Annotated in this window: 14 protein-coding genes and 1 pseudogene; 10 read left to right on the top strand and 5 right to left on the bottom strand. The window is 40.0% G+C overall.

The genetic code is table 11. The features are described 5' to 3' along the window. Nucleotides 1–83 precede the first annotated feature (83 nt). Both H6G73_RS13130 and H6G73_RS13125 read left to right on the top strand, forming a co-directional pair. Entirely contained in the window at nt 84–1,331 is a 1,248-nt protein-coding gene (locus tag H6G73_RS13130; RefSeq protein WP_190605082.1) for a retropepsin-like aspartic protease, read from the top strand. Between the two features lie 4 nt (nt 1,332–1,335). Beyond that, nucleotides 1,336–2,238 carry a hypothetical protein gene (locus H6G73_RS13125; protein ID WP_190605080.1) on the top strand — a complete coding sequence of 301 codons (903 nt, stop codon included), beginning with the start codon at nt 1,336–1,338 and terminating at the stop codon, nt 2,236–2,238. 100 nt (nt 2,239–2,338) lie between these two features. Here the strand turns inward: H6G73_RS13125 and H6G73_RS13120 are convergent, their stop codons facing one another. From H6G73_RS13120 to H6G73_RS13110, 3 genes are all read right to left on the bottom strand, one after another. Next, nucleotides 2,339–3,433, bottom strand: coding sequence for an ABC transporter ATP-binding protein (locus tag H6G73_RS13120; protein WP_190605078.1), 1,095 nt, complete (start codon nt 3,431–3,433; stop codon nt 2,339–2,341). 173 nt (nt 3,434–3,606) lie between these two features. Further along, nucleotides 3,607–4,326, bottom strand: a complete 720-nt coding sequence (locus H6G73_RS13115; RefSeq protein WP_190605076.1) for a GUN4 domain-containing protein — start codon at nt 4,324–4,326, stop codon at nt 3,607–3,609. A gap of 147 nt (nt 4,327–4,473) precedes the next feature. Continuing rightward, the gene (locus tag H6G73_RS13110) at nt 4,474–4,641 is read right to left on the bottom strand and encodes a hypothetical protein (protein WP_190605074.1); all 168 of its coding nucleotides are present in this window, start codon (nt 4,639–4,641) and stop codon (nt 4,474–4,476) included. 54 nt (nt 4,642–4,695) lie between these two features. On the opposite strand from H6G73_RS13110, the gene H6G73_RS13105 reads away from it, so the two are divergent. After that, nucleotides 4,696–6,117, top strand: a complete 1,422-nt coding sequence (locus H6G73_RS13105; RefSeq protein ID WP_190605072.1) for an NADP-dependent isocitrate dehydrogenase — start codon at nt 4,696–4,698, stop codon at nt 6,115–6,117. Between the two features lie 77 nt (nt 6,118–6,194). Then, nucleotides 6,195–6,413, top strand: a pseudogene (locus tag H6G73_RS24440) (Uma2 family endonuclease); the annotation flags it as partial. A 287-nt stretch (nt 6,414–6,700) separates the two neighbouring features. On the opposite strand, the gene H6G73_RS13100 reads toward H6G73_RS24440, so the two are convergent. Beyond that, on the bottom strand, nt 6,701–7,729 hold the full coding sequence (locus H6G73_RS13100) for a hypothetical protein (RefSeq protein WP_190605071.1): 1,029 nt from the start codon (nt 7,727–7,729) through the stop codon (nt 6,701–6,703). Between the two features lie 587 nt (nt 7,730–8,316). Here H6G73_RS13100 and H6G73_RS13095 point away from each other — a divergent pair. The 6 genes from H6G73_RS13095 to proB all read left to right on the top strand — a co-directional run bounded on the left by H6G73_RS13095 (nt 8,317) and on the right by proB (nt 13,659). Further along, nucleotides 8,317–8,520 (top strand): hypothetical protein, encoded by a 204-nt coding sequence (locus H6G73_RS13095; RefSeq protein ID WP_190605068.1) that lies wholly within the window; start codon nt 8,317–8,319, stop codon nt 8,518–8,520. Between the two features lie 233 nt (nt 8,521–8,753). After that, a complete protein-coding gene (locus tag H6G73_RS13090) occupies nt 8,754–9,989 on the top strand; it encodes a GNAT family N-acetyltransferase (protein ID WP_190605066.1) in 1,236 nt (411 codons plus the stop codon). A 7-nt stretch (nt 9,990–9,996) separates the two neighbouring features. Then, nucleotides 9,997–10,473, top strand: a complete 477-nt coding sequence (gene ruvX, locus H6G73_RS13085; RefSeq protein ID WP_190605064.1) for a Holliday junction resolvase RuvX — start codon at nt 9,997–9,999, stop codon at nt 10,471–10,473. Between the two features lie 131 nt (nt 10,474–10,604). Next, a complete protein-coding gene (locus tag H6G73_RS13080) occupies nt 10,605–11,177 on the top strand; it encodes a DUF3727 domain-containing protein (protein WP_190605062.1) in 573 nt (190 codons plus the stop codon). A 618-nt stretch (nt 11,178–11,795) separates the two neighbouring features. Then, on the top strand, nt 11,796–12,338 hold the full coding sequence (locus H6G73_RS13075) for a YqeG family HAD IIIA-type phosphatase (protein ID WP_190605059.1): 543 nt from the start codon (nt 11,796–11,798) through the stop codon (nt 12,336–12,338). Nucleotides 12,339–12,549: 211 nt separating this feature from the next. Then, complete coding sequence (gene proB / locus H6G73_RS13070; protein ID WP_190605057.1) at nt 12,550–13,659, top strand: glutamate 5-kinase; 1,110 nt, start codon at nt 12,550–12,552, stop codon at nt 13,657–13,659. A 24-nt stretch (nt 13,660–13,683) separates the two neighbouring features. On the opposite strand, the gene H6G73_RS13065 is transcribed toward proB, so the two are convergent. Continuing rightward, nucleotides 13,684–14,514, bottom strand: coding sequence for a CPBP family intramembrane glutamic endopeptidase (locus H6G73_RS13065; RefSeq protein WP_190605055.1), 831 nt, complete (start codon nt 14,512–14,514; stop codon nt 13,684–13,686). Nucleotides 14,515–14,877: the final 363 nt, after the last annotated feature.

Raw genomic sequence — 14,877 nt, 5'->3', positions numbered from 1 at the left:
ATCAAAATTGTCAATGCTGCTAGTGGTGATTTGCGGAAATCTCAGTTAAAACAGGTATTGTAGGCAAATCACGGGAAAATTACATGTCCCTTGCAATTTCCGATACTAAGGTGACATCTGTATCCAGGTCAGCACAGCTAGGAAAAATCAAGCTGCTTGGTACTTTGGTATGCAGCATAGTTTTTAGTACCTGTTCTCCCTTCCTTACCTTACCTGTTGTCAGTCAGACTCCCAACCCCCCGGCCACAAGTTCAACGAATAGTTTGGGTCAACAACTGCTGCAACAAATTTATCAATGCTTACTGGAGAAAGTCCCTGAACCGCAAAAAACTACGCCTGATAGACTGCAAATAGTTGCTTCCGAATGTGTGTTGCAGACTATCATGCTAGACTCTAGCGGAAAATATCGGCCAGATGCAAGCGATCGCTTCGCTGCTTTAATAGAAGCAACTCGTGTCAAGCTTCCCCAACAAGTCACCAGGGGAAAAGCTAATGTTCAACTCAATTTTCTGCCTACCAATGGCATTTTTACCGTTCCTGTGAAAATCGGTAATCAAACTCAAAATTTCTTATTAGATACTGGTTCTGGTCAAACTATCATTGATTCCCAAATTGCTCAACAAATTGCTCTACGTTTAAATCTGCCAAGTATCTCTATTCCCTCAGAAATTCTAAAACATAAACCAGTAGTTGGAAATAATCTTGGTCAAGCACCGGCTAATGTACATATTTTACCACCAGTATCTATTCAGTCTGCCAGTGTGAGTGGTCTTTATGCTTTGGGATTACCAACAGACAGATTACCAACTAAGATATCTGGTATTTTGGGTCTAGATTTTTTGAGTAATTTTGATGTTATTCTCAATCCTCGACAGCGACAATTACAACTTTTATCTCCTTCCCCAACAGTACCAGACGCGATTCCACTTGTAGGCAGTTTTGGGGTATTAACTACCCAAGTTTACATTAATGGGGAAGGCCCATTTCGATTTATTGTGGATACTGGTGCTTCAGCTATGATTTTATCCAAGCGGTTAGCACAAAGATTAAACTTAGATGACCCCAGACTAGACAAAACTGAAGAAGTATTTGGTTTTGGTGGTAGTGAAAAAGTCAAAAAAATTAAACTATCTAAACTAAATGTACAACAACATCAAGCTTATGTAATTGATGCGTTGATTTTAGAATCTAGTCCCCTGTTAAAAGTGCCAGGAGTAGAAGGAGTAATTGGACAAAACTTCTTGAATAGATATAAACAACACTGGCGGTTTAGTAAAAGAAATGGGTTAGGATTAGTGGAAGCAGGAAGTTTAGTTTTAACCCCATATTAATAATATGAAAAAATTAATTCCCATTCTGTCTATAATCTTCTGCTGTACGTGGTTGGTAAGTTGTGGTAATTCATCTGCTGATGCAGATAAAGAAACTAAAATAGATGCAGTTTCTCAGTCTCAACCACAAACAACAACCCAACCAGTGACTAATAGTGAACCTGAAGACAAGGAAACTGAAGAATCAGAGTCAGCAAATTCTGAAAATCAGGAAGAAGAAACACAATTAGCCAACAACACAACTACTAGGGAAAACAATAAATCTAAAAATAAACCTGTTAAACAACTTCAGGTTGGTACAGTTACAGAATTAGTTAATGGTGACCTACTTTGTTATGCAACTTTAGTAGATGATAAAGGTACTCCACATAATGTAGGTGCATCTTTTGAGATTTGTGCAGATAGTGCAAAATATCTGAATAAGAAAGTTAGAGTATCCTACGAAATAGCTTCTGTCAATGATTGTGAAAGTGCAGAACCTTGTGGTAAAACTCGCAAGGAATCTATTATTACGAAAATGGATGTTATAGATGAGAAGTCATCTGAGAAATCATCCACTGATTCGCAGAATCAAGCAAAGAATAGTGATTCCCAAACTTTAAGTAATGGTGAATGGACTATCACTATTGGTAATTCTGATTCCTGGACAGGGGTAAATGGCACAGGCAACCTCAGTTATAAAGGTTGTGATGCTAAGGGTAAATGTTTAAACCTCACAGGAGGAAAAGTCGTTTGTCGGGATGGTAAATGTTTAACTGGTTGGGCAAATGGTGACTATACTTATGTTTTAGAACAGCCAATGAGTGAAGATAGTAATAATAGTAGTGAGGAAACTACTCTCACTGTGAGAAAAGGTGATAATGAAATTTTAAAGGCTACAGGATTTAAATCTGTCCCTGCTAATTAAATTATCGTTGTTAATAGATAGCCGTAGACAAGGTAGTTAGGACATTAACTCAAACTACAACATAGACACCTGTCACCTGTCACCTGTTACCTGTTACCTGTTACCTGTCACCCAATTCTGGAAAAATTCTGTCCCCTGTATTATGGTCGAAAATAAATAATTGACTCAAATCTAGCTGTAAATTTAATTTTTCTCCTGGATGTAAGCGCATACCTCCGGGAACTTGGATATTTAACAATGTTGAGGAACTGGGTAAACTAGCTCTTATTAAGGTTTCTCTTCCTAATGGTTCGACAACTTTTACTTCCACTACCAGTGAAGATAAATCAGGGGTAATGTGAATATGTTCTGGTCGAATACCTAAATTCACATTTTGACCAGGATTTAAATTTAATTTGGTTTGAACGTCAGAGGGAATTGCTAATATTTGTCCGTTAATATCAAAATTTTCACCCTTATAAATAGCTGCCAAAATATTCATAGGTGGATTGCCTACAAATGTAGCTACCATTTCATTGGCAGGAGAGGCGTAAACCGTTTGTGGGTCGCCAATTTGTTGAATTCTGCCCCGATTTAAAACCACGATTTTATCTGCTAAAGTCATGGCTTCGATTTGGTCGTGGGTGACGTAAATTGTTGTAATTCCTAATTGTTGATGTAATTGTTTTAATTCTGCCCTAGTATCATCTCGCAATTGGGCATCTAAATTAGATAAAGGTTCATCCATTAAAAATAATTGTGGTTGACGCGCGATCGCTCTTCCTAATGCTACCCGTTGCTGTTGTCCCCCAGATAATTGCTTGGGTTTACGGTCTAGCAAATGTTCTAGAGAAAGCGATCGCGCTACCGTCAAGACCCGTTCTTGAATCATATTGCGGTCAACCTTCCGCATCTCCAGGCCAAAAGCGATGTTTTCCCTCACAGACATGTGGGGATAGAGGGCGTAATTTTGAAATACCATCGCCACATCCCGTTGTCTAGCGGGCACATCATTCACCAAGCGATCGCCTATAAACACTTGTCCTGATGTCACCGTTTCTAGTCCAGCTACACTCCGCAAAATCGTTGATTTACCGCAACCAGAAGGCCCCACCAAGACCCAAAATTCCCCATCAGGGATTTTAAATGTAATGTCTTCTATAGCGGTAACTTGATTGAATTTCCGATTCACCTGGTCTAGCTGAACTGTTGCCATGCTTAATTAATCCCCTGAACTTGCATTTTCTGATGTTTGGGCAACAAGCAATCACCCTTTCTGACTTCCCAATCGCTTCTAGCCTTGATATCCCCATAAGGGAAGACTGAATTGACAGTGGGAGAATTGCCAGGGAGATAAAGACTTTTCAGCCTGTTCCCTGTTCCCTATTACTAAGTTTTATGCCAAGCAGGGTGTGAAAGTAAAGAAGCAATTACACGCACACCCCGTAATTGATTAGACAAAGGTAAATGACCCTTGGGGGCGCTTAAATCCCAAATAAATTCATTGGGATATCTTGTCCATTTGATACCTTCCTTCCAGCCAATTTTGCTCCATAAGCTGTCCCAGTTCTTGCCTAAACTTAGCCAAATATCTCGCTGGACAGAATAGCCAAATTTACCTTCAGAATGAACCAGCCAAAGCCGATTAATTGTTTGTAAGTCCTGAATGGGTAAAGTATCCACCTCTGTGAAATACAACCATTTTCTCTGTGCTGCTTGTGGCCCTGCCAATTCGCACAAATTTTGATTAGTGAGGCGATCGGCGGCTTGGTAGTCTTGACGGGCTAAAAGCTCTTGCAAAGGATTGTAATTGATCCCACAGTCTGATTTTAGAGGTACAATTCCCTCAGGAAAATTAGTTTGTAGAAATTCTCTGGCTGTAGGTGCATCACAGTTGTAGAGTGCTTGGTAGGCTTTGCCATCAATCCAAGTTGCTGGGGTATCGCGACGTTTTAGTAAAAATTCCTTCAACACTTCTAACCCCTCATTACCCATTTCAGCTAACTGCGGGATGAGTTGTTGTTGGATTTTTTCAGACCCAGCGATTAACTGGAGGCGAAGAGAGTCGATGTCATTAGCAGTGCCTGATACAATCATTGGGTCTGTCATGCCATTACTCGTGTTAGCGTGAGCGTGAACAAGCTGTTTCAGCTATCGGTTATTCTACAAAACGAAGCACAGATAGCGAAAAGTAGTTTACAGAATAGAGGGGAAGTTTGAAAGCCCCTGAGCATGTTTCTGGATAGAGAGAAACATCTAGGCTAGAAAGTGGGCATAGGCAAAGTCTGCCGCAAAATCATCAAGACTCAGGGCTGCTTTGATTCCCACCTTAGCCATAAATACTGTATCAGTTACCGTAGGGGATAATCTGCGCCTCATGACTGGGTGAAGACAAGGCAAAGCAAAATTCTGTAAACCTGCCACAGGAATATTTTCTCATTTTGTGCAGCAGGATCTGTATTTGGAGCGTGTGAAGATATGTACGAAAAGATTACCCCCCCAACAGCCGGAGCAAAAATCACCTTTAAAAACGGTGAACCAGTTGTGCCTGATAATCCTATTATTCCTTTTATTCGGGGGGATGGTACAGGGATAGATATCTGGCCTGCCGCGCAAAAAGTCATGGATGCGGCTGTTGCCAAAGCATACAACGGTAAACGTCAAATTAGTTGGTTTAAGGTTTACGCTGGGGATGAGGCCTGTGATTTATACGGCACTTACCAGTATTTACCCCAAGATACCCTCACCGCCATTCAAGAATATGGAGTTGCTATTAAAGGGCCTTTGACCACACCTGTAGGCGGGGGAATTCGCTCTTTAAACGTAGCATTGCGACAAATTTTTGACCTTTATGCTTGTGTGCGTCCTTGCCGTTATTACGCAGGAACACCATCTCCCCACAAAAATCCAGAAAAACTGGATGTAATCGTCTATCGGGAAAACACAGAGGATATTTATTTAGGGATTGAGTGGAAGCAGGGAAGTGAAATAGGCGATCGCTTAATTTCTATTCTCAACAAAGAACTCATCCCCGCAACCCCAGAACACGGTAAAAAGCAAATTCCCCTCGACGCTGGGATTGGCATCAAACCCATCAGTAAAAGCGGTTCCCAGCGTTTAGTCAGACGTGCCATCAAACACGCCTTACAACTGCCCAAAGACAAGCAACAGGTCACACTGGTGCATAAGGGCAACATCATGAAGTACACCGAAGGTGCTTTCCGGGACTGGGGTTATGAATTAGCTACCACCGAGTTTCGTCAAGAAACCGTCACTGAACGGGAATCTTGGATTTTGAGCAACAAGGAGAAAAACCCCAATCTTTCCTTGGAAGACAACGCGCGGCAAATTGACCCTGGTTTTGATGCTTTAACCCAGGAGAAGAAAGCCCAAATCGTTAAGGAAGTGGAAACAGTCCTCAATGCTATTTGGTCAACCCACGGTAACGGCCAATGGAAAGACAAGGTGATGGTTAATGACCGCATCGCCGACAGTATTTTCCAACAAATCCAAACTCGACCAGATGAGTATTCTATTCTGGCCACAATGAACTTAAATGGCGATTACTTGTCCGATGCGGCTGCGGCTATTGTTGGTGGGTTAGGCATGGGGCCAGGGGCAAATATAGGCGATGCCTGTGCGGTTTTTGAAGCCACCCATGGTACAGCACCCAAACACGCAGGTCTAGACCGAATTAACCCAGGTTCTGTAATACTTTCCGGTGTGATGATGCTGGAATATCTGGGTTGGCAAGAAGCGGCAGACTTGATTAAAAAAGGTTTAGGAGATGCGATCGCTAATCGTCAAGTCACCTACGACCTCGCACGGTTATTAGAACCACCCGTAGAACCATTAAAGTGTTCTGAATTTGCTGACGCAATCATCAAACATTTCGGTTAATTTCAGTTAATTATCGGGGCGGGGTTTCCCCGTCCTATCAATTATTTTTTATTTATAAAAAACTCAGATAAAGCTGCATTGAATTAAGGTTAGCAACAGATGATTTAGAAACTCTGCGACAGAAAATGCAAGAATATATGGATGCAGGGATAAAACTAGGATAGTTAATAAATCCTCAACAGCAACAAGTAGAAATTTATCGTTTAGGACAAAAGGTAGAATTGCGAAATTTGCCTACAGAATTATTAGGTGAAGACATATTACCAGGATTTAGTTTGAGTTTAGATCGTTATTGAAATATCCAATTTAAAAGTGTGATTTCATCACCCAACGTCATTTTGCCTCCACCAAGTTTCATGTTTTGTAGGGGCGGGTTTATCAATATCTTGAATTGCTCAACCAGGGTACTTGTGAACCCGCCCCTACCATCACCATTGACTGTGAGTTTCAGTCGAATGGTTTGATCCCTAATTTCTTGATAAAACCAAGAACAGCTTTAACTCAAATTCCGGTAAATTACTGATCAGGGTAAATAACACTGACTAGTCGCTGAAAAGTAGCAATGACAAGGGTTTGAAGGGATTTACTCTTTTATTTTTGCTATAGAAGGTGAAAATTCAACAGAAATTAGACTTGTCTTGGTTTGACTAAGAGTAAAAGATGCTCCCATATCAAAACCACCAAGATTTTGTAATAATCCTTCTGTCAGTCCCATTTTTCCTGAAATTGAGTAAGAATTATCATTAGTTAATTCAATTGACGCTGTTAAGCATTTTCCATATAAACGAGCATGAACAACTGCTGCCCAAGCTGGCTCATAAGGAAGCCAACTATATGCCTCTTCATTAAATCGACTTTGTAGTTCTGGAGTCCAATTAATTCCCCCAAGAGAGAAAGTTCTCGTTGATTCGTTTAATTCATTAATATCTCTTTTTAATTCTGCTTTTACACCACCTGTTCCAGTAATTGCGGCATTAGCTGTAGTATCAGATGTAGTTTTCCCTAACTGTTTTTCTTGAATTGTAATTTTTGTTGCCCCTAAATCTACTAATAAGCGAATTAGTTCAGCTTCTCTTTCTGCATAAAGTAACGAATCAAAGGTTTCAATTGGAATGTATTTCTTATTTTTAGATTCTAGGGGATGTGCCCTATAGAACCTTCCTGGCAATGGATGACCTGGAGAAAACTCAAAGTCTTCAGGTATAGATGAATAAGGAATCTCTCCTAAAAACGCAGACCAATCTTCTAAATTAAGCTCCTTTATTACTTTACTAATATCTGCTGTTAAATCATTTTTTTGTTGGTTAGTATAAACAACATCTCTTTTTGATTCTTTATTTTGGTTTTTATCCTCATTATTTGATTCTCTTTTTATATTAAGAATATCTCCTAATACTAATGTAGTGATTACACCAAGTGGTAGAGGTATAATTAAATCAGCTAATAACGCAACTCCTATTCTAGTCATTTTCTTAGCAATCTTATAATAGGTTAGTTTATTATCTTCATCAAAACTAGCAACATTAGTTATTGCCGAAGATACTGTGTCTTGCAGAGTAACAGATTCAATTGGTAAAATGTAAAGTAAAGGTTTTTGCTTTTCTTTAGACATTTTCGTACACCCTATAAGTATGAGTTAATTATCTATGATAAGTTATCAAAATCATCGATTCTGACGGAATTACCTGAACCAGAATTTGTATAGGAAACCGGAAAAGATAAATATGTTGGCTTTTCAAAACAGTTTTTAAAATTTAATATTCTAAAAACAGGGAAAGCGATCATACTCTCATATCATTTTACTTTGAAGATACACATAATTAAAAAACTCCCAACTCTGGCGATATCTGAATTTTAAGGTTTTCAATTATGTGCAACCTCAATGAAAATTCATATCAGACCGTATCGCTGGTATTGGGATATGGTAAAGTCACGTTACTGATTTTGTTATTAGGTCAAAATTAAAAAAGTAAAATAGAGATACTGAAGATTGCTTCATATCAATAACGCAAAGCTTCGCTAACGAAATCACATTTGATATTTAATGAGGTTGGCCTAGTTATAAGTCAATAGTACATAAGAACTAAAATCAAAGCATTACACTTCATTGCAAATTGAGAAGATGGGTAAAAAAATCATGATAACTTTTGATAATGTCCAGTAAATGCACAAGATTCGTTAAAGGAGAACATAGTGGCAATGGAATCCAATGTCTTAACGGGCGCAGGTGTAGAAGAAAACCAAGATTTCAGCGAATATGTTGCTAATCTCCAGTTGCACATGACTCTTCAAGCTCGCAACCTGGTTCCACCCCTCAAGCAGACATTAGCCGATAGTCGCCAACAATTGCTGCATCAAACTCAGGCTCATTTTGAAAAGCTGGCTTCAAGACAAGGATTTTAAAACAGCTGGAAATTCAACAGCTTTTTAACCGGAATTCCCATACAATGACAGCAGATATTGTTGTGTCCACATCAATGGTGTACTGACAATCTCTGCTTTTTATACTTTTTTTACGTATTTAGTTACGAAAATCACTCTTTGGAAGCAAGAGTTTAGGAGCAGAAAGCCGTTAAGATAGTTGCAGTACATCACTCATTGTATTTATTTAAGGTTAAATGGCGGCTTGAATCAAAATGACATCAATACTCCCTAGAAACCTCAGCGTTGTGATCCGTCCTGTCCAGTATCGGGATTTGGATGGTATTGAGCGCATTACTCAAGACTCTTTCACAACCCTGTCACCTCAACAGGCGAATTTTGCCATGGAGCAAATGCAATGGCTACGTCGCTGGTATGGGTTGCTTAAATTTTTGAGTTGGTTTCCCAATCCCTTAAAGTACCGCTTCTGTGGTTATGTAGCGGAACAAGGGAGGACACTTTTAGGGATGATTCAAGTGTCACCATTTAACCGCACCCGCAGCACTTGGCGCATTGATCGGGTGATGTTGGAGCGGAGTGGCGATAAGCTGGGCATAGGCTCACAGTTATTGCGCCATTGCTTTGAATCAATTTTAGAAGCGAGAACTTGGATATTAGAAGTTAATATCAACGATATTGAAGGGTTGGCTCTCTATCGGCAAAATGGATTTCAGCGTCTAGCAGAAATGACTTACTGGGAAATTAGCCCAGAGTTGCTAGGGGAATTGGCGCAAGGTGAACCAGATTTACCCAATCTGTTACCAGTTAGTAATGCTGATGCTCAGTTACTCTATCAATTAGATACTGCATCCATGCCCCCTTTGGTGCGTCAGGTGTTTGACCGCCACACCCATGATTTTAAAACTAGTTTGTTTGGTGCGATCGCTGATGGTATTAAGCAATGGGCAACTAAAACAGAAGTTGTCAGCGGTTACGTCTTTGAACCCCAGCGCAAAGCAGCTATCGGTTATTTTCAAATCCAGCTAGAGCGTCAAGGTGACACGCCCCACGTGGCTACCCTCACCGTTCACCCTGCTTATACTTGGTTATATCCAGAATTATTGTCTCAATTGGCTCGCATCGCCCAAGATTTCCCTCAACAAGGTTTAAGGTTGGCTTCTTCTGACTACCAACCAGAGCGAGAAGAGTATTTGGAAAGTATTGGAGCCAAGCGGATTGAACATACTCTGATTATGTCACGCTCAGTGTGGCACAAACTCAGAGAATCTAAATTCGTTTCCTTAGAGGGAATTCAATGGCCGGAAGTGCTACAAGGGCTACAACCAGCCCGGAAACCAATTCCTGGTGGGATGTCCTGGGTAGAACCAGACACACAAAAACATTCTGACCGCATTGTGCCCAACAAGTCAGATATAGTGTCTTTGCCTAACAAAAACTTAAATCTAGATGCATCTTGCCAGTCCGATTCAGCAGATGCTCACCAGGAGTAAAAATCGCGTGATGCCTCAAACTCAATCAAAGTCATTTGTCTCAGCCCTTGGTTTAGATGTAGGTAGTAAAAGGATTGGTGTAGCGGGTTGTGATGGTACTGGCTTGATTGCAACGGGTATTACCACCATTGAACGCAAATCTTTCCGCGAGGATGTAGAGCTAATTCAAAAACTCGTGAGCGATCGCCAAGTGCAGGTTCTGGTTATTGGTCTACCATATTCTATGGATGGGTCTTTAGGATTTCAAGCCAGACAGGTGAAGAAATTTGCTCAGAGGTTGGCTCAAACCCTTAACTTGCCTTTGGAATATGTAGATGAGCGATTAACCTCATACCAAGCAGAACAAATGCTAATTGCTGAAAATCGTTCACCATCCCGTAACAAAGGCTTGATTGATCGCAAAGCTGCGGCATTGATTTTGCAACAATGGCTAGACACTAGACGCAGTTTGATTCATAGACCAGTAGCCTGTGTTGAAGATTGATACCTATTAACATGGTATTCTGAAAACTATTACTCAACTGTATCTCTAGATTTGTAATGAAAATTGTCTGTAATTTCCCACAGCAATGATTATCACAGTCACGAGTATTGATAAAGTTACATCTTGGAGCTATGTTTTCCTCTCAATTTCCTGAAGAAAATGATCACGACTACGAAGGTTCTATCACTTTAAGAGATGAACAGGGGCGATCGCTTGATTGTTATATTGAGCATTCCCTGTCGGTAGATGGGCAAGATTATGTTTTACTTCTACCTGTTGACTCACCGATAGAAATTTTTGCTTGGCAAGATAATGGTGCTGAAGAAGAAGCAATTTTGGTAGAAGATGATGCCACAATTGACAAAATTTTTAGTACAGCCCAAGCAGTTCTATCAGAGCAGAATTTAATCTTGAAAAATACTGCTTATGCGTTAACAGTCGCAGGTGAGTTACCCCCTGTTGAGGAATCGGAACTTTTCACTTTAGAAATAGAAGATGATGAGTCGAATTTAGAACCGGAACAACTACAACTCATCACTACTTTCTACTATGAAGAGCAGGAGTATGCAATCTATACTCCCCTAGATCCACTACTCTTCTTTGCGCGGATTACCAAAACCGGCGATCCAGAACTACTCTCCCCTGAGGAGTTTCGTCAAGTTCAGCCCCTACTAGAAGAACATCTGTTTAATCAAGTTGAATAACCATCAGAGAAAATTAAAAAATAAAGATTAAAAATACAATTTTTAATTGGGAATTTTTGATTTTCGATTTCTCCCTTGCCAACCTATAGCAGGTGACACTTCGACTGCGCTCAGTGCATCGCAGGTAACAGGTGACAGGTGACAGGTGACAGAGCTAAAAGCCTTTGTTTGTCTAAGTTTTAGTGTTAGTTAATGTCCTAAGCGCTCTGTCCATTGCTATATTTTTTGTCTTAACCAACTCATATTTTTTTGTATGTTGGATGAGAAATGTGGCAGTAGTAATTTCTTGCTAGTATCTGGGTTTTGTAGATCCCTGGAGGGCAATTATTTTGCCCTATGAGATCCGATTGTTCAGATAAGTAGATAAGCAGGGAGAAAAAATCCTTACTTTGATGCAATAAAACTGTGAATTAGGTAGATTTCATGGGTAGGGGTTGAACATATCTAAATCCTGGCAGAAATCATTTACATATTTCATATTTGATCAAAAATATCAAGCATCATCGCAAATTCTTATTTATTCTGCACTCTCGATGTAGCTCAATAATCAATAATATGAGTTTAGCTCATAAAATTTAGATGACTCAGGGAACTGGAAAGAAGGTGTAACTCTTAACTATGAATTGGACGAATCTCCTACAGCCTGATTTGATTTTGACAGGTTCAGTCTTAAACTTAACACCGGATATTATTCAAGAATATGGTCTAAAAGGTCTGGTATTAGATGTAGATGACACCTTAGTCCCAATTAGAGTTGCTTCGGCTTCCCCAGAATTACAAAAATGGGTAGAAGAAATACGTGGACATGTTTCATTATGGTTAGTCAGCAATAATTTAAGTGAAGCGCGTATTGGTGGAATTGCTCGTTCTTTGAATTTACCCTACTATCTTGGTGCTGCCAAACCTTCCCGTCGTAAACTGAGAGCAGCACTAGAGGAAATGAAATTACCTGTGGAAAAAGTGGGGATGGTAGGCGATCGCTTATTTACTGATGTCCTAGCTGGTAATCGCTTAGGTATGTTTACTATTTTAGTAGAACCGATAGTTCATCCTGATGTCACCGACTTGCGTAATCACCCAGTGCGTAACTTTGAAGTATGGATATCAGAGATATTAGGTGCGTCCATTACACCTAAGCATACAAAAATTCATAAAGATTGATAATTTGTCAGCAAAGTAAATCTAAAAAAATAGTTAAGAATCCCTCGCCTTATTCAAAAATCGCAGAAGATTATGTATAAATAACATGGAGTCAAGCAAAATAAAGACTCTAAAAAATAGTAAATAAGTATATTTATGTGCAGCGTCATTCCTCACCATATAGAGGGTTGGCGCTGTACAATTTTTTGTGTTAATTGTCTGGAAATGACCAATGACTAAAACAATAGTTGTAAAAATCGGTACTTCTAGTCTGACCCAACCAGAAACAGGACAATTAGCTCTTTCGACAATTGCTACCTTAGCAGAAACTCTCTGCGATTTACGGCGACAGGGGCATTATGTAATTTTAGTTTCCTCTGGTGCTGTCGGTGTAGGTTGTGCGCGACTAGGTTTAACAGAACGTCCGAAAGCGATCGCCTTAAAACAAGCAGTAGCAGCGGTGGGACAAGGTAGACTCATGCGTGTATACGATGATCTATTCTCCATTTTGCAACAACCCATAGCTCAGGTGTTGTTGACTCGTGCCGATTTAGTACAACGTAACCGTTATCTTAATGCTTATAACACCTTTCAAGAACTGCTGGGACTAGGGGTAATACCCGTAGTAAATGAAAATGATACGGTTGCTGTAGAAGAATTAAAATTTGGTGACAATGATACCCTCTCTGCATTAGTAGCCAGTTTGGTAGAGGCAGATTGGTTATTTTTGTTGACTGATGTGGATAGATTGTATTCCGCTGATCCCCGTATTGTACCTGACGCAAAACCCATCAGTTTAGTTAGCAGCATTAAGGAATTAGCAGAGTTACAAATCCAGACTGGTTCCCAAGGTTCTCAATGGGGTACTGGTGGGATGGTAACCAAAATTTCCGCAGCGAGAATAGCCATAGCGGCAGGAGTACGTACTGTCATCACCCAAGGACGCTTTCCTCGCAACATTGAGAAAATTATTCAAGGGGAACCCATAGGCACACATTTTGAACCCCAACCAGAACCAACTTCCGCTAGGAAACGCTGGATAGCTTATGGTTTAGTACCGATGGGTAAATTATATCTAGACCAAGGTGCAACCACAGCTATTTCCCAAGCTGGAAAATCTTTATTAGCAGCAGGAATTAAAGCTGTAGAAGGAGATTTTGATACTCAAGACGCAGTGCAACTGTGTGATATTCATGGGAATGAAATTGCTAGAGGACTAGTCAATTACAACAGTGTGGAACTGGAAAAGATTCGCGGTTGTCATTCACGGGATATTGCTGGAATTTTAGGTTATGAGGGTGCAGAAACGGTCATTCACCGGGACAATTTGGTTTTGATTTAGGACAAAGTTTGATTTTTCGGTGAATTAGAGCATTACTGAAGATAATCCCCACAAAGCAATTCCTGTCCCCACAACACAAATTATCCCCGTTATACCTGCCAAGGGTTTTTGATATTTTCCTGTCCAAATTTCGGAAACTTTCCCGGTATAGCTAATTAAGCCTACTGTATCTATGGTAGCGATCGCCCATACCCAACCCGTATGTAGTCCCCAGGCTATACCTAAATGATTTCCATCCACCAATCTTGCTATTACTAACACCATTCCCATCAACCATAATCCTGGTAACTGGGGTAAAGTTTCTTTTTGCTCCCAAATTAGATGTAGCACAGCAAAAATCATGCTGGAAAGGACTGCTGCCACCCATAGGGGATAATCTTTGTCTAGAGTTGTCAATAAGAAGCCACGAAAAATTAACTCTTCTATCCCACCCACAAATAAAGCTACTAAGGAAATTGGGAGGATGTGGGATTTGATTAAACTAATCTTCTCTGTTTCTAAATTGCACCAACCAAGCTGCAATTGACATCCAAACACTAAAAGTATACCTATTACACCAGCTAACAAACCCAGTAGTAAAGACTGGAGAATTGAAACCTGATTTACCCAACCATAACTAGTAAAAGACCCTAGTCCTAACCACTGTATCCCCCAGAAAATTAAAGGTGCGAGGAGATAAAGAGAGACGATGAGGGGTATTTTTTGCGATGGTGCTAGGGGTTGGTTTGGTTGCCATCGGAGTGCGATCGCTAATATTCCTGCAAATGGCAGCCATAATACTAGCCAAAATAGAAAAAAAGCCACGACCAACAACACTGCACTACCTTGAATGTACACCAGCACAGTGTTGGCCATTGGCTCTAATAACAATATGGAGGTAGGGAAAAAAAACACGATAGATATGTGGCAAAAATAAAGTGCTGGATACTTAATCAAGACTTTACTAGAATACAGGACTCTTACAACAGGTAGAATCAAATTTTCTTTCATCATCTGTTGCAGATGTAGGTATAGTACATCCAGTATTCATAGCCTATATATCCCCACCCTAGAGAAAAATCATATTAGCATTCAGTCATCAGTCATGATCCCAAGCTCATAAATAGATGACGAGATTTGGCTCTACTTGTAATTCATACACATATAGTGATGAGCAAGACGAAATCCAAGACTTGATCACCTATCAGCAGACTGCAAATAGTAGCCAATTCAACAGTA

The sequence above is a fragment of the Richelia sinica FACHB-800 genome (assembly GCF_014698825.1).
Classification (GTDB): Bacteria; Cyanobacteriota; Cyanobacteriia; order Cyanobacteriales; family Nostocaceae; genus FACHB-800.
Note: the sequence above shows the minus strand (reverse complement) of the source record. Positions and strands in the feature narration are given on the sequence as shown.